Source organism: Kitasatospora sp. NBC_00039, assembly GCF_045160625.1.
Lineage (GTDB): Bacteria > Actinomycetota > Actinomycetes > Streptomycetales > Streptomycetaceae > Kitasatospora.
Map to the genome: position 1 here is coordinate 6,664,035 of NZ_CP108289.1, position 23,686 is coordinate 6,687,720.

Here is a 23,686-nt window from a genome sequence, read left to right on the forward strand (position 1 = left end):
CGGGTGCGGGAAGTCAGGCCAGGAGTTTCTCCTTGGCCTTCTGGTACTCCTCCTCGGTGATGGCGCCGGCGGCCTTGAGGTCGGCCAGCTTGGCCAGGTCCTCGACATGGCTGCGGCCGCCGCCCCCGCCGCCGCCCTCGGGTGTGTCGGTGGCGGCGTCACGGATGTACGCCTTGAAGGCGGCATCGCTCTTCTGGGCCTGGGCGACGTCCCGCTCGCCCATCGATTTTCCACGGGCGATGACGTAGACCAGCACGCCGATGAGCGGTATCAGGATCACCAGGATCAGCCAGCCCGCCTTGCCCCAGCCGCTGAGGTCGTGGCTGCGGAAGATGTCCGTGATGACCTTGAACAGCAGGAAGAACCAGAGGATCCAGAGGAACAGCTCCAGCATCGTCCAGAAGATGTTGAGCAGCGGGTAGTTGTCCATGACGCTCCCGTCGGTGCGGACCCGAGTTCAATCGAGTCGTATCACCGCATACCGGACGGTGTGCTGCGCTGTTCGGCCATTCCGGTGACCTTCGGCCCCGACGGGCGTGGGCTCAGCCCGCGGCCGCCCGCTCCCGCAGCTCCACGGCCAGTCCGACCAGCTCGCCCCACCAGGCCTCGTGGCTGCGGACCAGCAGGCGCTGTGCCTCGGCCGGCTCGACCGCCCGCACCTCGACCACCTGCTCGCCGTCGTCCGGGTTGGTCGGCGTGGAGTCCACCGCCACCTCGGCCCAGCCCCAGAGCCAGGCCTTCTCGGGGTGCGGCTGCCACGGCCGGTAGGGCACGGGGTTGTCGGTCACGCAGCGGTGCGCGCCCAGCCAGACCGGCTCGCCGAGCAGGCGGGCGCCGGCCTCCTCCCGGAGCTCCCGGGTCAGGCAGGACGCGATCGACTCGCCGTGCTCGCGGGTGCCGCCCGGCAGGAACCAGTGGTCGCGGTCGTCCCGGCAGAGCACGATGCGCCCGCCGTCGAAGCCCACGAGGTGGATGTTGGTGACGAGTTCGTCCGGCGGCAGCGCGGTGGAGAACTGGGCGTCGAAGCGCCCCCAGGCCCAGTACTGCGCCGCGTGCAACTTCGGGAACCGGGTCGGCAGGTCCGCCGGCCCGCCGGCTCTCTCGGTGGTGTCCGTCATCTACTGATCATAGTCCTCGGGCCCGGAGCCGGGCCGGTCCGTCGGACCTCCCGCCGGTGCGTCAGGTCGCGGCCGGGACACCGAACTTCGGCTGCAGATCGGCGGTGTCGAGGGTGCGCGGACGGTGCGGGATGGCCGCCTCGATCGGGGCCCCGGCCCAACTGCCCAGCGAGATCTCGGCGGTGATGCCCGGGCCGAAGCCGGCGATCAGACCGTGGGTGCCGTCGGCGACGGTGCCCTCCGCGAAGAGGCGGGCCAGCGCGTCGAAGACCACCGCGCTGGCGATGTTGCCGCGTTCGGTGAGCGTGGCCCGGCTGAACCGGAAGGCGGCCGGCTCCAGGCCGAGGAAGTGGCAGAGGTCGTCCAGGATGCGCGGTCCGCCGGCGTGCACGATGTAGAAGCCCAGGCCGGAGACGTCCCAGTTGTGCTCGATGGCGAGCGTGCGCAGGGCCGGGGCCAGCATCTCCATGGTGCCGGGGACGCGCTTGTCGAGCTGGAAGTGGAAGCCGGTGTCCTTGACGCCGTAGGAGATCCAGTCCTCGGTGTGCGGGACGAGGTGCGAGCCGTTGCGCTCGACGTGCACGCCGGTGCCGCCGCGGCCGCGCATCACGGCGGCGGCGATCGCGTCCCCGAACAGGCCGTTGGAGAGCAGCGAGCCGACGCCGAGGTCGGTCGGCTGGTAGCAGAGCGAGCAGAACTCGCAGGCCACGATGAGGACGTTGGCGCCGGGATAGGCGCGGCAGAAGTCGTGCGCGCGGTTGACCGCGGCGCCGCCGGCCGCGCAGCCGAGCTGGGCGATCGGCACCTGCCGGGTGTCGGAGCGGAAGCCCATGGTGTTGATCAGCCAGGCGGTCAGCGAGGGCATCATGAAGCCGGTGCAGGACACGTAGACGATCAGGTCGATGTCGCGGGCGGACAACTCGGCGTAGCCGAGGGCGCGTTCGACCACCTCGGGGACGCGGCGCTTGGCCTCGCGCTCGTAGACGGCGTTGCGGGTGGTGAAGCCGGGGTGCTGCAGGGTCTCGTCGATCGGCTGGACCAGGTGCCGGGTCCGCACCCCGGTGTTCTCGATCAGTCTCAGCGCAAGGCCGAGCTGGGGGTGGTCGGCGTGCAGGGTGCGGGCCAGGTCGAGGGTCTGGTCGAGGGTGATGACGTGTTCGGGTACGGCGATGGCGGGACGGCAGAGTGTTGCCATGGGTGTGAAGTCTCCCCTGGTGACCCGCGCGGCCGGCGCGGGCAGTGGCCTACGGGTGCGGTGGACGGGCGCCGGGACGGTGCGGCGGGGACGTCACCAGGCGACCGGCAGGGTACGCGGGTAGCGCCAGATCGAGCCGGTCTGCCAGTCCAGCTCGGCGGCCGGCACGGCCAGCCGCAGCCCGGGGAAACGGCGCAGCAGCGTGCCGATCGCCACCTGGAGCTCCATCCGGGCCAGGTGGGCGCCGGCGCAGTGGTGGGTGCCGTAGCCGAAGGTCATGTGGTTGGCCGTGCCGCGGTCGAGGTCCAGCTCGTCGGGGCGCTCGAACACCGCCGGGTCGCGGTTGGCGGCAAGGTACGAGACGTGCACGGCCTCGCCCGCCCTGATCAGCACGCCTCCGAGCTCGACGTCCTCGGTGGCGACCCGGGCGATGCCGACGCCCTGGCGGAACGGGATGAAGCGCAGCAGCTCCTCCAGGGCGCTCGGCAGCGTCTCCGGCTGGGCGCGCAGCTTGGCGAGCTGCTCGGGGCGGGTGAGCAGGGTGTAGGTGATGTTGCTGAGCTGGTAGGTGCTGGTGTCGTGGCCGGTGACCAGCAGGACCATGGCCATCACGGCGAGCTCCTGGTCGTCCAGCAGCTCCTCCTCGTCCCGTGCGGTGGCGAGCGCGCTGATCAAGTCCTCGCCGGGGTCGCGCCGGCGGGCGGCGGTCAGCTCGGAGAAGTAGGCGCGCAGGGCGGCCTTGGCGCGCACCTGGCCGTCACCGCTGCCGGGGCCCATCGCCATCATCGCGACGGCGTTCTCGCGCAGCTCGGCGCGGTCCTGCTCGGGGATGTCGAGCATCTCGCAGATGGTGGTGAGCGGGAGCCGGCCGGAGAGGTGGTGGACGAGGTCGGCGGGGGAGCCGTGCTCCTCCATCCCGTCCAGGAGGCCGTCGACGATCCGTTGTGTCTTCGGGCGCATCCGCTCGACCTGGCGGTTGGTGAAGCCCTTGGCGACGAGCCGGCGCAGCCGGTTGTGGGCGGGCGGGTCCATCAGGTTGATCGCCTCGACCTGGGCGATCGGGGCGGGCGTCATGCGGGGGAGGTCCCGGCCGATGCCGGCCGCGCGGCTGAACCGGCGGTCGGTCGTGACGACGCGGACGTCCTCGTACCGGGTGGCCAGCCAGGCCTCGCCCTCGCCGTGCGGCAGCCGGATTCTGGCGATCCGCTCCTCGGTGAGCAGCAGTTGCTTGAGGAGGGGGTCGAACTCCAGGCCTTCGGTGTGGTTGAAGGGGCAGTCCCACACGGGGGCGGAGGTAGTCACGGGCTGATCCAAGTGGCCGGAGTCGGTACCGCCCGGACGTTGGTTCGTTAGGGCGCGGACGTGCTGATGTTCCCCCATCGGGCGGCGGAAATCCGGATACGGCGGATTGTTCGCTCGATCGAGCGAGATGGCTGATTGTCATGCGATATGGGCGAGTTGGAGCCGAGTGGCTCCTCCCAGGAGGGCGGGCGCGGGAGGCGGGTGCGGGCGGGCGGCCATGGGAGGGCGGGCCGGAAGTGTCAGGCAAGCCCTAAGCCGGAGCCTCCCGCCCCGGGGTGCGGGCGGTGGTGGTGCGGTTGAGCAGGTCGGTACCGAGCGGCGTGAGGGTGTGCAGGACGGCGCCGCCGCGGCGCTGGGTGGTGATGAGGTTGGCGTTGCGCAGCACGGTCGCGTGCTGGCTGGCGGAGGCGGCCGAGACGTTGAGCCGGTGGGCCAGTTCGGTGGTGGTGCAGCTCACCGCGACCGCGTCCAGGGCGGCGGCCCTGGTCCGGCCGAGCAGGGCGGTGAGCGAGTGGCGCCCGGAGCCGTTCTCCTCCTCGCTCCACAGCGTGGCGGCGGTGAGGACGTCGCGGACGGTCGGGATGGCGAGGGTGAGCGGTGCCTGCGGCTCGTCGCCGTCGGTGAGCAGTACGGGAGGGTCGGGGAGGAAGACCATCGGGGCCAGGACCAGCCCCCGGCCTTCGAGCCGGACCTCGTTGTCCCGGGGGTAGTCGACCTCCAGGACCGGTGCCCGCCAGCGGATCCGCTGCGGGTGGGCGGTGGCCAGCAGCTGTTCGACGCCGCCGTCCAGCAGGGTGCGCGCGTAGTCGGCCCGGACGGCGTCCAGGTGGGTGCGCAGCCGGCTCCACTGCGGGCCGACGGTGAGGTCGTGGCAGGCCGTCAGCGAGTCCGCCAGCAGACGGCGGGCGGACAGTTCGCCCTGCTGGAGCGCGGCGTGCCAGCGCGGGTCGGTGCGGGCGGTGGCGACGTCGGCGACCTCCAGCCGGAACGTCCGGTCGGGGGTGCCGAGCAGCCGGTCGATGCCGCCCTCGACCGTGGTGTCCCGCTTGGTGAGCGTGCCGAGGTCCAGATGGGGGCTGAGGGAGGCCAGCGGGCGGAGTTCTTCGCCGATCCTCCGGGAGAACCGCCGGCGCCAGGGCCGGAACTGCGGGCAGCCGCCGGGCCCGGTGAGCTGGTGGAGGCCGAGGAAGGCCTCGGTGAGGGGGCCGAGCGTCGGCGCGACCCGGACCCGGGCGAGATCGTCGGCGGTGAAGTGGATGCGGAGCAACGGCCCTCCCCAGCAGTTGCGTCGAGTCTCCCGCAGGGCGCGCACCGCGTCCAGCAGGGGCTTTCGGCGAGCGCTGAAACCCTTGGCGGGGAGCCCGGTCGGGCGGTCAGGATGGGTCCGACGCCGGTGCCCGGTACGGGGGTCCGGGCACCGGCCCGGTCGGGGCAGGGCCGTGGAGGGCGCCGGGCCGGTCGGGGCGCCGGGTCGTGGAGGATGCCGGGCGCGACCCCGTGAGGCCGTCAACGCGCCTGCAGCGGACCGGATATGGCATGCACGCCACTAGGCAACCGGCCGGTAACCGCCCTACCGTCGAAATCCCCGCAGCTCTGACGGAGGAGCAGGTATGCACCGACGCCCCCACGCGCTCAGGCTCCTGGCCGCCGGCCTCTCGGCGGCCCTCCTCATCACCCCCGCCCTCACGGCCACCCCCGCCCCGGCCGCGCCCGTCGTGGCGGCCGCACCCGGCGACTACTGCGGCGGCCGCTGTCTCGACATCCTGCCGCCCGGCGAGAACGGCAACGCCACCCTCGCCGAGATCGTCCTCAACCGGATGTTCGGCAGCCGCCCCGCCCACACCGACGACCAGTTGGGCCCGTACGCCGACCTCGCGGCCGGCTACCAGGGCCTCACCGAGACGCAGTTGCGCTCCTTCTTCAACGACGCCTCCTTCGGCGTCCCCGCCGACCAGGTGGCGAGCACCAGCAAGCCGCGCTCCGACGTCACCATCGTCCGGGACAAGGCCGCCGGCATCCCGCACATCACCGGCACCACCCGCCAGGGAACCGAGTTCGGCGCGGGTTACGCCGCCGCGCAGGACCGGCTCTGGGTGATGGACCTCTTCCGGCACGTCGGGCGGGGCGGGCTCTCCGGCTTCGCCGGCGGCGCCGCCGCCAACCGCCAACTGGAACAGAGCTTCTGGCAGGCCGCGCCCTACACCGAGGACGAACTCCAGCGCCAGATCGACGCCCTGGCAGGCCGGGGCGGGCGGGCACAGCAGGCCCTCGACGACGCCAAGGCCTACCTCGACGGGATCAACCAGTACATCGGCGAGGCCTACGGCGGCCGGTACTTCGCCGGCGAGTACGACCTGACCGGCCACATCGACCCGATCACCAACCAGGGCTCGATCGAGCCCTTCAAACTGACCGACCTGGTCGCCCTGGCCTCCGTGGTCGGCGCGCTGTTCGGCTCCGGCGGCGGTGGTGAACTCGCCTCCGCCCAGGTGAAGTCGGCCGCCGAGGCCCGCTACGGCAAGGATACCGGCGACGCGGTCTGGCGGTCCCTGCGCGAGGCCGACGACGCGGAGGCCGTCCAGACCCTGCACGAGGGGCAGAGCTTCCCGTACGCCCAGGTGCCGGACAGCCCACGGGGCGCCGCACTGCCGGATCCGGGCTCGGTGGTGCCCGAGCGGATGGTCTACGACGCCACCGGGTCGGCCGGGCAGCGCACCACCGCGGCGCCGGGCGTGCTCCCGGGCGGCCTGCTCAGCGCCAGGCACGGCATGTCCAACGCGCTGCTGGTCTCGGGCAGCCGCACCGACGACGGGCACCCCGTCGCCGTCTTCGGCCCGCAGACCGGCTACTTCGCCCCGCAGCTGCTGATGCTGGAGGAGCTCCAGGGCCCCGGGATCAGCGCCCGCGGCGCCGCCTTCGCCGGCCTCAGCTTCTACGTCCAGCTCGGCCGGGGCCAGGACTACGCCTGGAGCGCCACCTCGGCGGGCCAGGACATCACCGACACCTACGCCGTCCCGCTCTGCACCACGGACGGCTCCCCGGTCACCACGGCCGCCGGCTCCTACCTCTGGCACGGCCAGTGCGTGCCGTTCGACCGGCTGGAGCGGAAGAACGCGTGGAGCCCGACGACCGGCGACTCCACCCCGGCCGGCTCGTACACGCTGGTGATGTACCGATCGAACTACGGCCTGGTCACCGCGCGCGGCACCGTCGGCGGAGCCCCGGTCGCCTTCACCTCGCTGCGCTCGACCTACCGGCACGAGGCCGACTCCATCATCGGCTTCCAGGAGCTGAACGACCCCGGCGCCGTGCACGACGCGGCGAGCTTCCAGAAGGCCGCGCAGGACATCAACTACACCTTCAACTGGTTCTACGCCGACTCCCGGGACATCGCGTACTACAACTCCGGCAGCAACCCCGTCCGCGCGCCCGGCGTCGACGCGGGCCTGCCCGTCCGCGCCGAACCGGCCTACGAGTGGGCCGACTTCCAGCCGGCCGGCAACACCGCCCGGTACACCCCGCCGGCCGAGCACCCGCAATCGGTCAACCAGGACTACTACATCTCCTGGAACAACAAGCAGGCCGCCTCGTACACCGCGGCCGGCTTCGGCAACGGCTCGGTGCACCGCGGGAACCTGCTCGACGACCGGGTGAAGGCCCTGCTGAAGAACGGCGGCAAGGCGAGCCGGGTCTCGCTCACCCAGGCCATGGAGAGCGCCGCCCTGGCCGACCTGCGGGCCGAGGACGTGCTGCCCGAGCTGCTGCGGGTGATCCGCAGCGCCCCGGTGACCGACCCGGCCACGGCCACGGCGGTGCAGCAGCTGGAGGCCTGGCTCGCGCACGGCGCGCAGCGCCGGGAGACCTCGGCCGGCAGCCACGCCTACACCGACGCCACGGCGATCCGGACCATGGACGCCTGGTGGCCGCTGGTGGCGGAGGGCACGATGCGGCCCGGCCTGGGCGACCAGCTCTTCTCCGCGCTCACCGGCGCGCTGCAGATCAACGAGTCGCCGTCCGGCGGGCAGACCGGCCCCGGTGGAGCCGGATCAAGCGCCAACGAGTCCATCCCGCACCGGGGTTCGGCCTTCCAGTACGGCTGGTGGAGCTACATGGACAAGGACCTGCGGACGGTGCTCGGGGAGCCGGTGGCGAACCCGCTGGCCCGGCCGTTCTGCGGCGGGGGAGACCTGTCGGCCTGCCGCACCGTCCTGCTGGACACCCTGAAGCGGGCGGCCGCGCAGACCCCGGCCCAGGTCTACCCGGGCGACGGGGACTGCCCGGCCGGCGACCAGTGGTGTGCCGACAGCATCATCCAGCGGCCGCTGGGCGGGGTGACCGACCCCAAGGCCACCTGGCAGAACCGCCCGACGTACCAGCAGGTGGTGCAGTTCTCCGCGCACCGCTGAGAGCGTGCCACGGCCGCCCGGTTCCCCGTCCTCTTTCGTGGCGGACGGAGAACCGGGCGGGCGTTCGACGGCGTCCGTTCTGGCGTGATCAAAGCTGTCCTCGGCACGATGCCGATGTTCTGGCCCGGGCTGCTCTGCTCGCTGGTGCCGGCCGCGCTGCTCAACCGGCCGGTGGGGCGGCTGCTGCGGGCGCACTGGGCGGTGGCGTTCGTGCTGCTGCTCGCACTGGGCGGGCTGGTGACGCTCTCGCTGCTCCCCGACACGCAGGGCCCGTTCTGGGAGTACTCCCGCTTCGCCGTCCGGCACTGCACCCTCGACGGCGTACGGCTGCGCCCGCCCGGCGAGTGGCTCACGTCCCGCCAGGCCGACCTGGACGTCCTGGTGTTCCTGCCGATCGGATTCGCTGCCGCCCTCGCCGGGACGAAGCCCCGGGTGGTGGCCGTCCTGGTGGCCGCGGCGGCGCTGCCGTTCGGGGTCGAGGCCGCCCAGTACGCGGTGCCCGCGCTCGGGCGGGCCTGCGACCTGCAGGACGTCTGCGACAACCTGCTCGGCCTCGCCCTCGGCGCGGCGTTCGGCCTGCTCGCCGGTCCGTTGGCCCGCGCGGGCGCCCGTTCGCTGCGGGAGGGCCGGGCCTGACGCACCGACCCGCTGCACCGACCCGCTGACTCGACGCACCGACCCGCTGCACTGCTCCGGGTGGCACCACGACGGGAAACGTAGATCTGGCAGGGGAGAGGGGTGAGGACGTTGGGCACGTTCGGTCAGGCCTTCCGCGTTCCCGGACTACGGAAGAGGATGCTGTTCACGCTCGGCGCGGTGGTCGTCCACCCGGATGGCCCAGAGCCTGCCGCTGCAGGGCGCCTCCCCGGGGAGAACCGTCGGGGACGCGCACTTCCGCGGGCTGCTCGATCTGGTCGGCGGCGGTGGTCGCGAGGAATGCGCTGAACACCCCGGAGATCACCGACAGGCTGGTACGCGAGGGCGGCTTCGTCCCCGGTGTCCGCCCGGGCGCCCAGACGGCGGACTACCCGTACCTGGGGTAGGCGGCGCGCCTGTGGGCCGGCCGGGGGCCGGACGTGTCCGTGGAGCCACGCACGCGGACGTGCCGGCGGCGGCGTAGTCCACCGCGGGCACGGCGAGGGCGACGCAACCTTCGCAAAAGCATCACAGCCGCGTCTGGAACCCTCACAGTCGGGCTGCCTAGGCTCCGCATGCGCACGACGACGTGCGTGGAGCCGGCCGACGATGGCCGGTGTGTGCCGGCCGCCCCGGCAGCACGGGAAGATCACATGGACTACTGCGCACCCTGCCGCCGCCACCTGAACGGCGCCCTGGCCTGCCCCGGTTGCGGGGCCCCCGCGGAGAACCGGGAGACGCCACCGGAGGCCTCCGTACCCGGCCCGCTGCCCGCCGGGGCGTCGCCCCCCCAGAGCGGCCGTGCCACCGGGCCGGCCGCCTCCCGGCGCGGTGCCCGCCGGTCCGGCAGGCGGCCCGGCGTCCTGGTGCTCTCGGTCGTCGGCCTGGCCGTCGCGGGCCTCGGCGCGGCGGCGCTGGCCGCCAGCGGCACGGAGGGTGCCCCGCCCTCGCCCGGCGCGGGCGGGCCGGACACGGCGCAGTCGCAGAGCGCCTCCGCCCCGGCCACCGCCATCCCCACCGCCGCGCCGAGCGTGACCAAGGCTCCGGCCGCGCCGATCGCCCAGCGCACCGGCCCGAGCCCCACCGCGTCTGCCTCCGCCCCCGCCAGGAGCAGCGCTCCGGCGGCGCCGACGGCCACCCGTGCCCCCGACCCGGCCCAGCCGGCCCAGCCGGCCCAGCCGGCCCCGCCGGCGCCGAGCACCGCCCCGTCCACCACCCCGCAGCCCTCGGCGACCGCCCCGCGCCCCTCGGCCACCACCACCCCGAAGCCGACGCCCAGCTGCACGCCGTTCCTGTTCTGGTGCACGTAGCGAGCCGACCGGCCGGCTGGCCGTCTGCGTCTGCGCCCGCGCCCGCGTCCGCGTCCGCGTCCGCGTCCGCCTAGAGCGTGACCACCAGCCCCTCGTCGGCCGCGAGGACCTCACCGGCGAAGGTGCTCCGGGCCTCGGCGACCGAGCGGTCGCGGTCGCTGCCCGGCCAGAAGTGCGTGAGCAGCAGGCGTTCGGCCCGCGCGCGGGCCGCCCAGGCGCCGGCCGTCGCGGCGCTCATCAGGTGGGGGTCGTCGCCGTCGGGTGCGGTGCCCTGCAGCGTGGCCCCGGCGATGAACAGGTCGGCGCCCGCCGCCAGCCGGGCGAGGGCCTCGCCCGGACCGGCGTCGCCGCTGTAGGCGAGGGTCAGGCCGCGGGCGGCCAGGCGGACGCCGGCGTGCGGGACATGGTGCGGCAGCAGGGCGGCGTCGAGGCCGAACGGGCCCACCCGGTGGCTCCCCGGGAGGTCGTGCACGTCGAAGACCTCGCGCAGGTCCTCGGTCGGCTCCATCGCCTGGACCCGCCGGACGACCCCCGGTGGGCAGTACAGCGGCAGGCGGGGCCCGCGCGGCTGGGCGAAGTAACGGGCGCGGCAGAGGGCGCTGAGGTCGGCGCAGTGGTCGGGGTGTTCGTGGGTGACGACCACCGCGCCGACATCCCCGGCGGGGGCGTGCTCCAGCAGGCGGGGGAGCGTCGCGTAGCCGAGGTCCAGCACGAGGCGGAACCCGTCGTACTCCAGCAGGAAGCCGCTGGCACCCCGCCCGGCCTCCGGCCAGGCCCCGCACGTTCCCAGCACCGTCAGTCTGCGCATCAGGCGATGCTCTCATGCGGCCGGGCGGGGCCTGCCGGGTCAGGCGCCGAAGTTCAACGCGTACAGCGAGCGCACCAGTTCGGCGGTGACGAAGTCCATCGGGACGGTGCCGAGCACCGGCCGGGCGGAACGGTCGAGGCCGCCGAGGTAGCCGCGCAGTCTGGGGGTGATCGCGTCGGCGGCCTGGCGCGGCCAGAGGCCCCAGCCGGAGCTGGAGGTGAAGGTGAGGAAGAGCCGCTGCGGGTCGGTGGCGGCCCGGGCGGCGTCGAGGTGGGAGGAGACCTCGGGCCACTTGCGGGAGTTGAGGTCGAAGATGGTGCCGATGTCGTAGTCGTCCTCGATGTCGGTGCGCGGGCCGCCCCATCGCAGGCCGGGCAGGCCGGAGTTGTCGGCGATCAGGACGACCCGGCCGCGGACCTCGCCCAGGCGCGGGATCCGGTCCTCGGCCCAGAACAGGCCCGGCCACCGCCGCTGGTAGTCGGCGAAGACGGCGCCGAACTCGGCGTCGGAGACGGTGGAGTACTCCTGCTTGACCCGCATCACCAGGGTCTCGCCGGGGTGCGCGGCGAGGAAGGCCTGGCACTGGTTGAGTACGTCGCCGAAGAAGATCTGCTGGAAGACCGGGCCGTGGTGGATGGCGAACACGCCGTCGATGAACCGGCAGCGGATGTCGAGGAAGCGGATGCCTGCCGCGAACTGGTCCGGGGCCGATAGCGTTTGAGTCTGCGTCAGGGCGCCGCCGTAGAGCGAGCAGGTGTCATGGGTGCCGGGGAGGGTGAGCCGCGCGAGGGAGGCCTGCGGGTCGACTGCGCCCAGCCAGTCCGCCCCGCCCGGGACGGTGGCCGCGGAGGCCCGCGGCATGCCCGCCCCCAGCCCGGCGGAGGCGAGGGCGCCCAGCAGGGCGGTGCGGCCGAAGGTGCGCCTGCTCATCGGTGTACGGGTGCTCAAGGACATGGCGTGGTACCCCCGTTGGGTGTGTGGGGACGGGACGGGAGAGTGAGTGGCATGCTCATTGTCGGGATGCCGGCCCGCTTTGCCCAGGGGTGCGGACGGTGGAACCGGCACCCCGCGGGCACTCGTCCGGATGAATGCCGAGGCCGGGGTCGGCCGAGGAGCGTGCGATGGACCGCAGAACGGTGGGCAGGATCCGGTCGGAGCGGGCGTCCTCGGACTGACGGGGACCGCGGTCTGCCTGGCCGTCGGCGTCTGGCCGACCGCCGACGGCGCCAGCCCGCTCTCCCGGGGCGGGTGGATCCTCTGCGGGATCTTCTTCACCGCCGCGGGCGGCGCCGTCGACGATGTCGAGCGGGGTGCGGAAGCCTGCAGCGATCACATTCTTCGTAGGATGAGGGCCTTGATCGGGGCAGGACGCGCCGCGAGCACGACAGGGAACGGGGAGATCACGATGGTGAGTCTCAGCGCGATAGCCGGCATTGCGGTGGTGTCCACGGGGATGGTGCTGACCCCCGGGCCGAACATGATCTATCTGGTCTCCCGTTCGGTCGCTCAGGGCCGTCGGGCCGGGCTGATCTCGTTGGCGGGCGTGTTCGTCGGCTTCCTGACCTATCTGTTCGCGGCGACCGCTGGTATCGCGACGGTGTTCGCGTTGGTGCCGGAGATCTATCTGGCGGTCAAGTTCGCCGGTGCCGGTTACCTGCTCTGGCTGGCCTGGAAGGCGGTCCGCCCGGGTGGCAGTTCGGCGTTCGCGCCGAAGGAGCTGGCGGCGGACGGGCCGGGGCGGCTGTTCGGCATGGGTCTGCTGACCTGTCTGCTGAATCCCAAGATCGCGATTCTGTATGTCTCGTTGCTGCCGCAGTTCGTCCAGCCGGAGCGCGGCCATGTCGCCGTCCAGAGCCTGTTGTTGGGCCTGACGCAGATCGCGGTCGGGGTGGCCGGGAACGCGGTGTTCGTGCTGACGGCCGGTTCGGTGTCCTCGTTCTTCGCCCGGCGCCCGCTCTGGCAGCGGGTGCACCGCTATCTGATGGGTACCGCGCTGGCGGGCTTCGCGGTGCGGATCGCCGCCGACCGCTCGCGGGTGGTGCTGGCGGCTCCCTGACGCCTCCGGGCGGGGAGCCGCCGGCGCCCGGCTCAGCCGCCGTACTGCGCGAAGATCTTCGCGAACTCGTACGGCTGCTGCGGGATGTTGGTGCACTTGAAGAGTGCGCCGGTGCAGGCGTTGGCGTCCCGGGTGGCGTCCCAGAAAGCCAGCTCGCCGAGGTGGTGCTGCTTGGCGAAGGCCACCAGCTGCTGGGCGTCCGCCTGGTTGTAGATCTGGTGGTCGTCGTTCTCGCCGATCATCGGCGTGACCCCGACCATGGCCCACAGCTGCGCGTCGCCCTTCGCCGGGTAGAGCGCCTTCAGCTGGCCGTACAGCGCCTGCGCGGCCTGGACGGCGGCCTCGCCGTAGTCCAGGCCGGCGCGGTAGTAGTCCATCGCCATGATGTTCACCAGGTCGACGGCCACGCCCGCGTCCCGGGAGGACTTCACGATCGCGACGCCCTCGGTGATCAGGCCCTCGGGCAGCACCGGCAGGGTGAACGACACCCTCAGGCCGGGGTTGGCCTTCTGCAGCTTGGCGAGCGCGGCCGAGCGGCGGTCGTTGGCGGCAGTGTCGGCGATCGCGGCGCCCTCGATGTCGAAGTCGACGTAGCGCAGGTTGTACGCCTTCACCACGGCGTCGTACTCGGCGAACAGCGAGTCCACCGTGGTGCAGGCGGCGGCGAGTTCGGTGCCGCTGGCGCCGCCGAAGGAGACCTTGACGTCGCCGCCGGCCGCCCGCAGCGCGTCCACCTGGTCCTTGGCCCAGCCGGTGCGCGGGTCGTAGGCGTTGAACCAGCTGGCCTTGCAGCCGACGCCGGTGACGAAGCCCATGGTGAACGACTTCAGGTTGCCGGCCTTGGCCATCGTGGGCAGGGACGGGGTGGGCCAGGCACCCATGTCGATGTAGGGGGCCACCGGGACGGCGACGTTCGGCGGCGGCGTGGTGGGTGTCGCCGTGCCGGTGGGCGTCGGCGTCACCGTCGGCGTGGCCGGGGTCGGCGGCGGGGTGGACGGGTTGCCGCCGGGGCCGGTGAGCGCGACGTCGTCGGCCAGGTAGGCGCCCTGCCCGTACCAGCCGTGCAGGTAGACGGTGACGCTGGTGGTGGCCGGGCCGGTGGTGAAGGTGGTGGAGAGCTGCCGCCAGGCGGCGCCGCCGGGTGTCCAGACGGCCGGGTCGGTGACCCCGCTGCCGGTGGCGCCCAGGTAGACGTACTGACCCTGGACCCAGGCGCTCAGGGTGTACTTGGTGTTGGGCTGCACGGTGACGGTCTGGCCGCACTGGGCGGTGTCGCTGCTGCTCGCGGCCCCCTTGAGGGCGTGGGAGCCGGTGTGTGCGCCGGAGTCGGCGATGCTTCCGGTGCCGCCGGAACAGCTCCAGGGGGCGGCCGCGCCGCTCTCGAAGCCGGCGTTGGCGAGCAGGTTGCCGTCGGCCGCGCCGGCGCTCCCGGCCAGGGTGGCGAGCCCGCCGGCGGCCAGTACGGTGGCGGCGGCGAGGCCGAGCAGTGTGGCCCGGCCGGCGGTGCCGGGTGCGGCGGTGTCGGGCGCGGAGATGTCGTGGGGCGCGCGTGGCATGGGGGTGCCTCTCGGGACGGCGCCCGGCTGCCGCCCGCCGCGGTGGGGAGCGCGGGCGGGCGACCGTGGGCGGTGAGGTGGTGTCCGGTGCGGGGAGGTGCGCGGTACTGGGCACCAACGTGGACTAGACCAGCTGCGCACGTCAAGAACTTCCGGGGCATCAAAGGTCCTCCAGGGAAAGGCTTACGCGCGGTTTGAGGGAGGCCGGGGCGGCCCGGGTGCCGGGCGGGGGCAAAGGAAGATCATTCCGCTCCGGCGCCGGTGTCCGCCTGTCGGAAGGCTGCCCGCCCGCCGAGCGCAGCTCCCCAGGGCGGCGCGATGATCAGGAATCTGCGCATCTGCTTCCCCGGGGACTCCTTCACCCAGGGCGTCGGCGACCCGGAGTACCGCGGCTGGGTCGGCCGGGTGCTCCAGGCGACCGGCGGGGACGTGACGGCGTTCAACCTGGGCGTCCGCAGGAACACCTCGGCGGACGTGCTGGCGCGGATCCGGCCGGAGGTGGACGCGCGGACGGTGCCCGGGGCGGACAGCCGGCTCGTCCTCTCGGTCGGCAGCAACGACACCGTGCGGGAGGCGGGTCGCCCACGGGTGGCACCGGAGCGCTGCGTGGCCAACCTCGCCGCCCTGCTGGACGGTGCCCGGGGGCGCGGACTCGGTGTCCTGGTGGTCGGCCCGCCGCCGGTGGCCGACGCGGGCGCGGAACACCTGGACCGGCTGCCGGCGCTCGTAGGCGCGCCGGCCGCGCTCTGCGCCGGGCGCGGTGGGTCCTTCGTCGACGTGACGGCCGCGCTCGCCGCCGATCCGGTCTGGACCGCCGAGGCCCTCGCCGGCGACGGCGCCCATCCGGGGGCGGGGGGCTACCGGCGGCTCGCCGGTCTCGTGCTGGCGGGCGGTTGGCGGGAGTGGGTGCTCGGAGGAGGGGCTTGACCTCGAGTGCACTCGAAGGGAGAGGCTGAAGCCGTTGATCCGCAACACACGAAGGAGCACCGGAAGATGCGCACCTCCACGCTTGGTCAGCAGGGTCCCGAGGTCGGCGTGGTCGGCCTCGGCTGCATGGGGATGACCTGGGCCTACGACCTGCAGAACCGTGACGACGAGACGTCGGTCCGGGTGATCCGGGAGGCGCTCGACCTCGGCGTCACCCTGATCGACACCGCCGACTACTACGGCCCGTACACCAATGAGGAGGTGGTCGGCGCGGCCCTGGCCGGCTCGTACCGGGAGCGTGCGGTGCTGGCCACCAAGGTCGGCCTGGTGTCGGGCACCGGCGGCAGGATGGCGGGGAACAACGGGCGCCCGGAGCACGTGCGGCGCTCGATCGACGAGAGCCTGCGCCGCCTCGGCACCGACCACGTCGACCTCTACCAGCTGCACCGGGTGGACCCGGAGGTGCCGATCGAGGAGACCTGGGGCGCGCTCGCCGAGACCGTCGCGGCCGGCAAGGCGCGCCGGATCGGGCTCTCCGAGGTGAGCGTCGAGCAGATCAAGCGGGCGCAGGCGGTGCACCCGGTGGCGTCGGTCCAGTCCGAGCTGTCGCTCTGGACCCGGGACGCGCTGGCCGAGGTGGTGCCGTACACCGAGGCGGAGGGCATCGCCTTCCTGCCGTTCTCGCCGCTCGGCCGGGGCTTCCTGACCGGCAGCATCTCCTCCGCCGACCAGTTGCAGGCCGGCGACTTCCGCCGCTCGCTGCCGCGGTTCCAGCAGGACGCGCTGGCGGCCAACCTCGCGCTGGTGGAGAAGGTGAAGGAGGTCGCCGCTCGGGTCGGGGTGACGCCGGCGCAGGTGGCGCTGGCCTGGGTGCTGGCGCAGGGCCGGTACGTCCTGCCGATCCCGGGCACCAAGACGCCCAAGTACCTGGTGGACAACGCGGGCGCGGCCGACGTGGTGCTCCCGGCGGCGGATCTCGCCGAGCTGGACGCGCTGCCGACGCCGACCGGCAGCCGCTACTGAGCGACCCCGGTGGCCGGGGCCGGCCGGCCCCGGCTCCCCGCTCAGCGCTCCTTGACCCAGACCAGCTGCCGCCCCGTCTCGCCGGGTGCCCGCACCGCCGTGTCGGCGATCCGGTCGAGCCGGTAGCCGAGCTTGCGCGGCACGGCGGCGCTGGCGGTGTTGGCCTGGTCGCAGCGGATCTCCACCCGCCCGATGCCGGGCAGGGCGAGCGCGGCCCCGGTGAGCGCCCCGGCGGCCGTGGTGGCGATGCCCCGGCCGACGTGCTCCGTGCCCACCCAGTAGCCGATCTCCAGCGCGCCCGGGCCGATCCGGCCGTGCAGGCCGCACGAGCCGATCACGCTGCCGGGCCGGGCGTCCAGGCCGACCAGGTAGATGAAGTCGGTGCCGGCGTCCCAGGCGGCGGCACCGGCTCTGGTCGCCTCGGCGGTCTGCGCGCGGCTGGGCGCCTCCGCGGCCCACTCCAGCCAGGGCCGCAGGTGGTCCAGGTTGGCCCGGACGGCGGCGTTGAGCGCGGCCGTGTGGCCGGTCGAGCGGCGGTGCAGCGAGACCCCGCCCGCCAGCCGCAGCAGCTCCGGCGGCCGGCCGGGGGAGACCTCACGGGACCGTGACATGACAGGGCTCATGACCGCGATTATGACCGTGGTCCAGACCTGCCACCACCAGGAGGGCGCGGGTGCGGGGCGCCGCCCGGGGGCGTGTCAGAGGCGCACCAGGACGTCGTCGAGCTCCTTGCGCCGCAGGTCGGGGACGCGCGCGCCGTCCGCCGGGTAGCCCACCGGGATGACGTAGGCGGCCCGTTCCTCGGCGGGCCGTTCGCACACCTCGTTGAGGAACCTCATCGGGCTCGGGGTGTGGGTGAGCGTGGCCAGCCCGGCCTGGTGCAGGGTGGCGAGCAGCAGGCCGACCGCGATGCCGACCGACTCCTTGGTGTAGTACGGGCGCGGCGACCGGGGGCCCTTGTGCACCTCGAACACCACGATCACGGCGGGAGCGTCCTCCAGGAACGGCTTCTGCCAGTCGGTGCCGATCGGCGCCAACGCGGCCAGCCACTCCTCGGAGGCCCGGTGCGCGTAGAACTCGCGCTCCTCCGCCTCGGCGGCCGCGCGCAGCCGCCGCTTGCGCTCCGGGTCGGTGATCACCACGAACCGCCACGGTTGGACGTGCGCGCCGCTGGGCGCGGTGTTCGCGGTGCGGACCGCCCACTCGACCACGCCGTCCGGGATCGGGTGGGTCGAGTAGTCGCGGACGGTCCGGCGCAGCGCCATCACGTCGTGGAAGGACCTGCTGCGTGCCTCGGCCTCGTGGGCGGGCACCGTCATCGGGCGGAGCGGGACGCTCGGGTAGGAGGGGCCGTCCGCCGTGCTGTCAACCATCTGGCTCTCAACCATGGCCGACAGCACAGCACATGACGGACCAGCCGGGAAGAGGTCGAGACCAATCGGCGGGCGGTCAGCTCTCGTGGACGCGCCCGCCCCCGACCTCGATCCGCCGGTTCACCGAGACCGTGTCCAGCATCCGCCGGTCGTGCGTGACCAGCAGCAGCGTGCCGGTGTACGAGGCCAGCGCGGCCTCCAACTGCTCGATGGCCGGCAGGTCCAGGTGGTTGGTGGGCTCGTCCAGGACCAGCAGGTTCACCCCGCGCGCCTGGAGCAGCGCCAGCGCCGCCCGGGTGCGCTCGCCGGGGGAGAGGGTGTCCGCCGCACGCAGCACGTGCACCGCCTTCAGCCCGAACTTGGCCAGCAGCGTGCGCACCTCCTCCGGCGTCAACTCCGGTACGGCGGCGGCGAACGCCTCCGCCAGCGGCTCCCCGCCGAGGAACAGCCCGCGCGCCTGGTCCACCTCGCCGACCACCACGCCGGAGCCCAGCACGGCGCTGCCGCCGTCGAGTTCGAGCCGGCCGAGCAGCGCGGCCAGCAGGGTGGACTTGCCCGCGCCGTTGGCGCCGGTGATGGCGACCCGGTCGGCCCAGTCGATCTGGAGGTCCACCGGGCCGAGGGTGAAGTCGCCGCGGCGGGCGGTCGCCCCGCGCAGGGTGGCGACCACCGAGCCGGAGCGCGGCGCGGTGGCGATCTCCATCCGCAGCTCCCACTCCTTGCGCGGCTCATCGACCACGTCCAGCCGCTCGATCATCCGCTGGGTCTGCCGGGCCTTGGAAGCCTGCTTCTCGGTGGACTCGGACCGCATCGCCCGGCCGATCTTGTCGTTGTCGGAGGACTTGCGGCGCGCGTTGCGCACCCCGTGCTCCATCCAGCCGCGCTGCATCCGGGCCCGGGCCTCCAGGCCGGCCTTGGTGTCGGCGTACTCCTCGTACTCCTCGCGGGCGTGCCGGCGGGCCGTCGCGCGCTCCTCCAGGTACGCCTCGTAGCCGCCGCCGTACAGGTTGACCTGCTGCTGGGCGAGGTCCAGCTCCAGCACCTTGGTGACGGTGCGGGCCAGGAACTCGCGGTCGTGGCTGATCAGCACGGTGCCGGCGCGCAGGCCCTTGACGAAGGACTCCAGCCGCTCCAGGCCGTCCAGGTCGAGGTCGTTGGTGGGCTCGTCGAGCAGGAAGACGTCGTAGCGGGAGAGCAGCAGCGAGGCGAGGCCGGCCCGCGCGGCCTGGCCGCCGGAGAGCGCGGTCATCGGCAGGTCCAGCGAGACCTTCAGCCCGAGCGAGTCGGCGACCTCCTCGGCCCGCTCCTCCAGGTCGGCGCCGCCGAGGTCCAGCCAGCGGTCCAGGCTGGTCGCGTAGTCGTCGTCGGCACCCGGGCGGCTCTCGACCAGGCCCTCGGTGGCCGCGTCCAGCGCGGCCTGCGCCGCCGCCACACCCGTGCGCCGGGCCAGGAAGTCGCGGACCGACTCGCCCTCCCGCCGCTCCGGCTCCTGCGGCAGGTGGCCGACGTTGGCGGACGCCGGGCTGAGCCGCAGCGACCCGCCCTCGGGGGTGTCCAGCCCGGCCAGCAGCCGCAGCAGCGTCGACTTGCCGGCGCCGTTCACCCCGACCAGCCCGATCACGTCCCCGGGGGCGACGACCAGGTCCAGGCCGGAGAAGAGGGTGCGGTCGCCGTGACCGGCGCTGAGGTCCTTGACTACGAGTGTGGCGCTCATGATGCCCCCGATTCTAGAAGAGCCGGGGACCGGGCAGGAGCCGGCCCGCGGCGCCCGGGAGGGGACCGGGTAACGCGCCGGGGCCCGCGGCGGGAAGGCCGCGGGCCCCGGGTGCTCAGGACGTGCCCGAGGTCACTTCTTCTTGGAGATGTACTCCAGCGCGTGCTGGGCGACGTCGTCCAGGTACGGGCCGGCCTCCCAGGTGTTGTCGTTGCCGCCGATGGAGGTGTCCGACACCAGGACCTGCTTGCCGTCCTTGGTGGTGAACCAGCCGCCGCCGCTGTCGCCGCCGGTGCCGTTGCAGCCGATGGTCAGCATCGCCGGACGGCTCGCGTCGATGGTGTGGCGCACCGGCTTGCCGCTGTCGCAGTGCTCCAGCTCCATGCCGTCGAAGGGCTTGCCGGCGGGGTAGCCGTAGCTGCTGACCGCGGTGATCTGGTCGCGCGGCGCGTTGAACCAGACCGGCACCGAACCGCCGACGACCTCCTCCAGCGACTTGCCACTGCCGTCCGGGTTGGCCACCTTGATGATGCCGAAGTCGTACTGGCTCCACGGGCCGCCGTACTCCGGGTCGGCCTCGCTCGACCAGGTCGGGGAGACGATGCCGGCGACCGCGCCCCACTCGCCGTACGGCTCGGCCTGCGTCAGCGAGGCCTGCTTGCCGCCGCTCACCACGCCGGTGCTGTTGAACGCCGGGGCGAAGGTGATGTTGGTGTGCGACTTGCCGCCCTTGCCGCCGTGCAGGCAGTGGCTGGCGGTCCAGACCAGGTTGCTCTTGCCGGGGTTGGCCGGGTCGGAGACGACGGTGCCGGAGCAGACGTAGTCCTGGTTGCCGTCCTGGAAGAACAGCTTGCCGTTGACGTGGAAGTTCTTGGCGAACGGGTGCGGGACGGGCTTCTCCTCGACCAGCTTCGGCAGCGGGTCGTTGCCACCGTCCGACGGCGCCTGGGAGGTCGGCTGGGCCGGTGCCTGGGAGGTCGGCTGGGCGGTGGGCTGTGCCGTCGGCTGGGTGGTCGGCTGCGCCGTGGGCTGGCCGGGCTTGTACGGCTTGGCCTGGAGGATCTTCTGGAGGTCCCAGAAGCCCTTCACCGCCGGAGTGATCACGTTCTGCTGGGCGAACTTCTCCCAGTCCTCGTACTTCCACTTCTTCAGCTCGTCGAGGCTGGGCAGCTTGATCGGTGCCGCGCCCGGCTTGTCGGTGCTGGTGGCCGCGGTGGTGGGCGCCGCGGTCTCGGCCCCGGTCGTGTCGCTGTTGTCCGGCCCGCACGCCGTCGCGACCACCATCGTCAGCGCGACCACGGAGGCGCCCAGCGCAGCACGAGTCGTCCGGGATATGTGTGACATGAGTTCAGTTCCCCCTGTGGATGAACGCCATACGGCCCAGGACGGCACGGTCCGCAGGTATGGCCGGTGAGGAGTCTGCCATGTGGATAAAGGCGTTCTTACATCCGCCCCTGACCGGGACAGAGCTGTCACGGGATCGGCACGTCATCGGCACGGGAAAAACCTGTTGCGGCCCCCGCCGGGCCTCCGTAGCGTGATCCGTGCCACCCGTCAGAACAGGAGAAGGCCGTTGCTCTACTGAGGTCCCGAGACACCGCCCCCGCCGCGATGCAGCCCTGCTGCCCGCGGAGCGTGAGTGTGCGAGTGCGCGACCTCAGTGGTGAGCCGGTCCGTGGCCCTTGACGGCCCTCGGCCCCTTCCCGCTCCCTGCGTGCACTCCCGCGGTGTCTCCCGTGTCGCTCCCCAAGACCGCAGGCAACCACCGGGAGGCCACTCATGGCACAACCCAGCACCTCCGTCCTCTGCACCGACCTCGCCTTCGAATGGCCCGACGGCAAGACCGTCCTGGACGGCTTCCACCTCGCCGTCGGCCCCGGCCGGACGGGCCTGATCGGGCTCAACGGCTCCGGCAAGTCCACCCTGCTGCGCCTCGTCGCCGGCGAGCTCACCCCGACCGCGGGCACCGTCAAGGTCGGTGGCGAGCTCGGCTACCTGCCGCAGGGCCTCACCCTCGACACCGGCCTGCGGGTCGACGAGGCGCTCGGCGTCCGGGCCGCCCGCGAGGCCCTGCACGCCATCGAGTCCGGCGACACCGACCAGCGGCACTTCGACGCCGTCGGCGACGACTGGGACGTCGAGGAGCGCGCCCGCGCCACCCTCGACCGGCTCGGCCTGCACCGGCTGGGCCTCGACCGGACCACCGGCGAGCTCTCCGGCGGCGAGGCCGTCCTGCTCCGGCTCGCGGCCCTGCTGCTGAGCCGCCCCGACGTCCTGCTGCTGGACGAACCCACCAACAACCTCGACCGGGCCGCCCGCGAGCGGCTCTACGAGACGGTGGCCGGCTGGAGCGGCGTGATGCTGATCGTCAGCCACGACCGCGAGCTGCTCCAGCACGTCGACCAGATCGCCGACCTCCGGGACGGTCAGGTCACCTGGTACGGGGGGAACTTCGCCGAGTACGAGCGTACCCTCGCCGCCCAGCAGGAGACGGCCGAGCGGCTGTTGCGCAACGCCGAGGCCGACGTCCAGCGCCAGAAACGCGACCTGTCCGAGGCCCGCGTCCGGCTGGAGCGCAGCGCCAGCTACGGCAAGAAGCGCTCGGTCACCCGCAACGACCCGCACATCTTCCGCGGCATGCTGAAGCGCCAGGGCCAGGAGACGGCCGGCCGGCTCCAGGGCATGCACACCGAGCGGCTGGAGGAGGCGAAGCAGCGGCTCACCGCCGCCGAGGAGGCGGTGCGCGACGACGCCGAGATCCGGATCGACCTGCCCCGCACCGCCGTCCCGGCCGGCCGCACCGTCCTCACCCTGCAGAAGGTCCGGCTGCCCTACGGAGCCACCGCCGACCTCGACCTGCGCGGCCCCGAGCGGATCGCCCTGGTCGGCCGCAACGGTTCCGGCAAGTCCACCCTGCTGCGCACCATCGCCGGTGAACTCTCCCCGCTGGAGGGCGAGATCACCACACCGGTGCCGGTGCGCCACCTGCCCCAGCGGCTCGACCTGCTGGACGACGGGCTCACCGTCGCGGGGAACGTCAAGCGGTTCGCGCCGAACGCGGGGGACAACGCGATCCGGGCCAGGCTGGCCCGCTTCCTGTTCCGCGGGGGCCGGGCCGACCAGCCGGCCGCCACCCTCTCCGGCGGCGAGCGGTTCCGCGCCACCCTGGCCGCCCTGCTGCTGGCCGACCCGCCGCCGCAGCTTCTCCTGCTCGACGAGCCGACCAACAACCTCGACCTGGCCAGCGTCCGCCAGCTCACCGAGGCGCTCGCCGCCTACCAGGGCGCGCTGATCGTCGTCAGCCACGACCTGCCGTTCCTGCGCGGCCTCGGGCTCACCCGCTGGCTGGAGCTGGACGGCGAACTGCGGGCGGTGGAGCCGATGTAGTCCGTCACCGGGGCGCGCCACCGAGGTGCTGACGGACCGACATGCTCGCGGCGGCCGACCGGATCCGCTCCTGGCGGATCCGAGCCGGCCGCCGCGTGGGTCGGGTCGGGGTGCGTCGGGTCGGTGCGGGTCGGGGATCAGACCTCGGAGGCCTCGGAGACCGGCTCCGCAGCGGCCGCGGCACCCGGCCGGAGCTTGCCCGCGACCAGGGTGCCCAGCCGGTCCAGCCCGATCACGGTCGCCGCGAGGACGATGAACTCCACCGTCAGCAGGGCTATCTGGCCCCACACGTAGCCGTAGCCCTCGGTCGTCGGATCGAAGAAGAAGTACGGGTACGGCATCGGGTAGTTGGAGAACAGCGCGTTGCGGACCAGGACGATCGCCGCGTAGCCGAGCGGGAAGGCCAGCCAGAGCGGGATGTCCCGCCAGGCGGAGGCGTTGCGCGGCTTCAGCGTCAGCCAGTCGATGATCACCATCACCGGCGTGACGTAGTGCAGGAAGAACGACGACCAGTGCTGCAGCTTGTCCGGGCCGTCGAAGAGCCCGGGCAGCGGGTTGGCGCCGTGCTCCAGCAGGATGTGCGAGACCAGCCCGGTGATCAGGATGTACAGCGTGGCGGCGCCGCGCAGCCGGGGCGCGGGCGCGTCCACCGTGCCGCGCTTGACCATCCAGTAGACGGCGCCGATGAAGTAGCCGAGCACGATCACGTTGCTCTGGATGGTGAAGTACACCAGCGGCGCGGTCTGGAGGGTCAGGCCGAGGCCCGCCGAGAGCACGATGCCCATGCGCCACCAGAGCGCGGGACGGGTCCGGACTGACATACGGCCACCAGTTCGTTTCAGGCGATACGGGAGGTATCGGGCGGTAGAGGGAGG

20 protein-coding genes are annotated in these 23,686 nt (G+C 73.1%); 6 read left to right on the top strand and 14 right to left on the bottom strand.

The window, feature by feature from the left end; genetic code table 11:
• Window positions 1-13: 13 nt before the first annotated feature.
• From OG286_RS29640 to OG286_RS29660, 5 genes are all read right to left on the bottom strand, one after another.
• Window positions 14-430 (bottom strand): SHOCT domain-containing protein, encoded by a 417-nt coding sequence (locus tag OG286_RS29640; protein ID WP_396319172.1) that lies wholly within the window; start codon window positions 428-430, stop codon window positions 14-16.
• Between the two features lie 112 nt (window positions 431-542).
• Window positions 543-1,118 (bottom strand): NUDIX domain-containing protein, encoded by a 576-nt coding sequence (locus OG286_RS29645; protein WP_396319171.1) that lies wholly within the window; start codon window positions 1,116-1,118, stop codon window positions 543-545.
• Between the two features lie 61 nt (window positions 1,119-1,179).
• Window positions 1,180-2,313: a type III polyketide synthase gene (locus OG286_RS29650; RefSeq protein WP_396319170.1), complete on the bottom strand. Its 1,134-nt coding sequence runs from the start codon at window positions 2,311-2,313 to the stop codon at window positions 1,180-1,182.
• 93 nt (window positions 2,314-2,406) lie between these two features.
• A complete protein-coding gene (locus tag OG286_RS29655; RefSeq protein ID WP_396319169.1) occupies window positions 2,407-3,615 on the bottom strand; it encodes a cytochrome P450 in 1,209 nt (402 codons plus the stop codon).
• A 250-nt stretch (window positions 3,616-3,865) separates the two neighbouring features.
• Entirely contained in the window at window positions 3,866-4,882 is a 1,017-nt protein-coding gene (locus tag OG286_RS29660) for an ArsR/SmtB family transcription factor (RefSeq protein WP_405365891.1), read from the bottom strand.
• Between the two features lie 343 nt (window positions 4,883-5,225).
• Here OG286_RS29660 and OG286_RS29665 point away from each other — a divergent pair, with 343 nt between their 5' ends.
• Both OG286_RS29665 and OG286_RS29670 read left to right on the top strand, forming a co-directional pair.
• Entirely contained in the window at window positions 5,226-8,021 is a 2,796-nt protein-coding gene (locus tag OG286_RS29665; protein ID WP_405365892.1) for a penicillin acylase family protein, read from the top strand.
• Between the two features lie 84 nt (window positions 8,022-8,105).
• The gene (locus tag OG286_RS29670) at window positions 8,106-8,657 is read left to right on the top strand and encodes a VanZ family protein (protein ID WP_396319166.1); all 552 of its coding nucleotides are present in this window, start codon (window positions 8,106-8,108) and stop codon (window positions 8,655-8,657) included.
• Window positions 8,658-9,315: 658 nt separating this feature from the next.
• Here the strand turns inward: OG286_RS29670 and OG286_RS29675 are convergent.
• The 3 genes from OG286_RS29675 to OG286_RS29685 all read right to left on the bottom strand — a co-directional run bounded on the left by OG286_RS29675 (window position 9,316) and on the right by OG286_RS29685 (window position 11,705).
• Window positions 9,316-9,963 carry a hypothetical protein gene (locus tag OG286_RS29675; protein ID WP_405365893.1) on the bottom strand — a complete coding sequence of 216 codons (648 nt, stop codon included), beginning with the start codon at window positions 9,961-9,963 and terminating at the stop codon, window positions 9,316-9,318.
• A gap of 74 nt (window positions 9,964-10,037) precedes the next feature.
• The gene (locus OG286_RS29680; RefSeq protein ID WP_396319164.1) at window positions 10,038-10,775 is read right to left on the bottom strand and encodes an MBL fold metallo-hydrolase; all 738 of its coding nucleotides are present in this window, start codon (window positions 10,773-10,775) and stop codon (window positions 10,038-10,040) included.
• Window positions 10,776-10,814: 39 nt separating this feature from the next.
• Window positions 10,815-11,705: a phosphatidylinositol-specific phospholipase C gene (locus OG286_RS29685; protein ID WP_396319163.1), complete on the bottom strand. Its 891-nt coding sequence runs from the start codon at window positions 11,703-11,705 to the stop codon at window positions 10,815-10,817.
• Between the two features lie 475 nt (window positions 11,706-12,180).
• Between OG286_RS29685 and OG286_RS29690 the strand changes: the two genes are divergently transcribed.
• Window positions 12,181-12,831 (top strand): LysE family translocator, encoded by a 651-nt coding sequence (locus OG286_RS29690; RefSeq protein WP_396319635.1) that lies wholly within the window; start codon window positions 12,181-12,183, stop codon window positions 12,829-12,831.
• Window positions 12,832-12,863: 32 nt separating this feature from the next.
• Here the strand turns inward: OG286_RS29690 and OG286_RS29695 are convergent, their stop codons facing one another.
• On the bottom strand, window positions 12,864-14,387 hold the full coding sequence (locus OG286_RS29695) for a carbohydrate binding domain-containing protein (protein WP_396319162.1): 1,524 nt from the start codon (window positions 14,385-14,387) through the stop codon (window positions 12,864-12,866).
• 318 nt (window positions 14,388-14,705) lie between these two features.
• On the opposite strand from OG286_RS29695, the gene OG286_RS29700 reads away from it, so the two are divergent.
• Window positions 14,706-15,314, top strand: coding sequence for a GDSL-type esterase/lipase family protein (locus tag OG286_RS29700; RefSeq protein WP_396319161.1), 609 nt, complete (start codon window positions 14,706-14,708; stop codon window positions 15,312-15,314).
• 66 nt (window positions 15,315-15,380) lie between these two features.
• Entirely contained in the window at window positions 15,381-16,337 is a 957-nt protein-coding gene (locus OG286_RS29705) for an aldo/keto reductase (RefSeq protein ID WP_396319160.1), read from the top strand.
• Between the two features lie 41 nt (window positions 16,338-16,378).
• On the opposite strand, the gene OG286_RS29710 is transcribed toward OG286_RS29705, so the two are convergent.
• The 4 genes from OG286_RS29710 to OG286_RS29725 all read right to left on the bottom strand — a co-directional run bounded on the left by OG286_RS29710 (window position 16,379) and on the right by OG286_RS29725 (window position 20,768).
• Complete coding sequence (locus OG286_RS29710) at window positions 16,379-16,960, bottom strand: GNAT family N-acetyltransferase (RefSeq protein WP_396319159.1); 582 nt, start codon at window positions 16,958-16,960, stop codon at window positions 16,379-16,381.
• A gap of 75 nt (window positions 16,961-17,035) precedes the next feature.
• Window positions 17,036-17,725: a nitroreductase family protein gene (locus OG286_RS29715; RefSeq protein ID WP_396319158.1), complete on the bottom strand. Its 690-nt coding sequence runs from the start codon at window positions 17,723-17,725 to the stop codon at window positions 17,036-17,038.
• A gap of 61 nt (window positions 17,726-17,786) precedes the next feature.
• Window positions 17,787-19,424 (bottom strand): ABC-F family ATP-binding cassette domain-containing protein, encoded by a 1,638-nt coding sequence (locus OG286_RS29720; protein ID WP_396319157.1) that lies wholly within the window; start codon window positions 19,422-19,424, stop codon window positions 17,787-17,789.
• Window positions 19,425-19,556: 132 nt separating this feature from the next.
• Window positions 19,557-20,768 carry a hypothetical protein gene (locus OG286_RS29725; RefSeq protein ID WP_396319156.1) on the bottom strand — a complete coding sequence of 404 codons (1,212 nt, stop codon included), beginning with the start codon at window positions 20,766-20,768 and terminating at the stop codon, window positions 19,557-19,559.
• Between the two features lie 435 nt (window positions 20,769-21,203).
• Here OG286_RS29725 and OG286_RS29730 point away from each other — a divergent pair, with 435 nt between their 5' ends.
• A complete protein-coding gene (locus OG286_RS29730; protein ID WP_396319155.1) occupies window positions 21,204-22,811 on the top strand; it encodes an ABC-F family ATP-binding cassette domain-containing protein in 1,608 nt (535 codons plus the stop codon).
• A 137-nt stretch (window positions 22,812-22,948) separates the two neighbouring features.
• Here OG286_RS29730 and OG286_RS29735 read toward each other — a convergent pair whose 3' ends face one another.
• The gene (locus tag OG286_RS29735) at window positions 22,949-23,632 is read right to left on the bottom strand and encodes a Pr6Pr family membrane protein (RefSeq protein WP_396319154.1); all 684 of its coding nucleotides are present in this window, start codon (window positions 23,630-23,632) and stop codon (window positions 22,949-22,951) included.
• Between the last annotated feature and the right edge of the window lie 54 nt (window positions 23,633-23,686).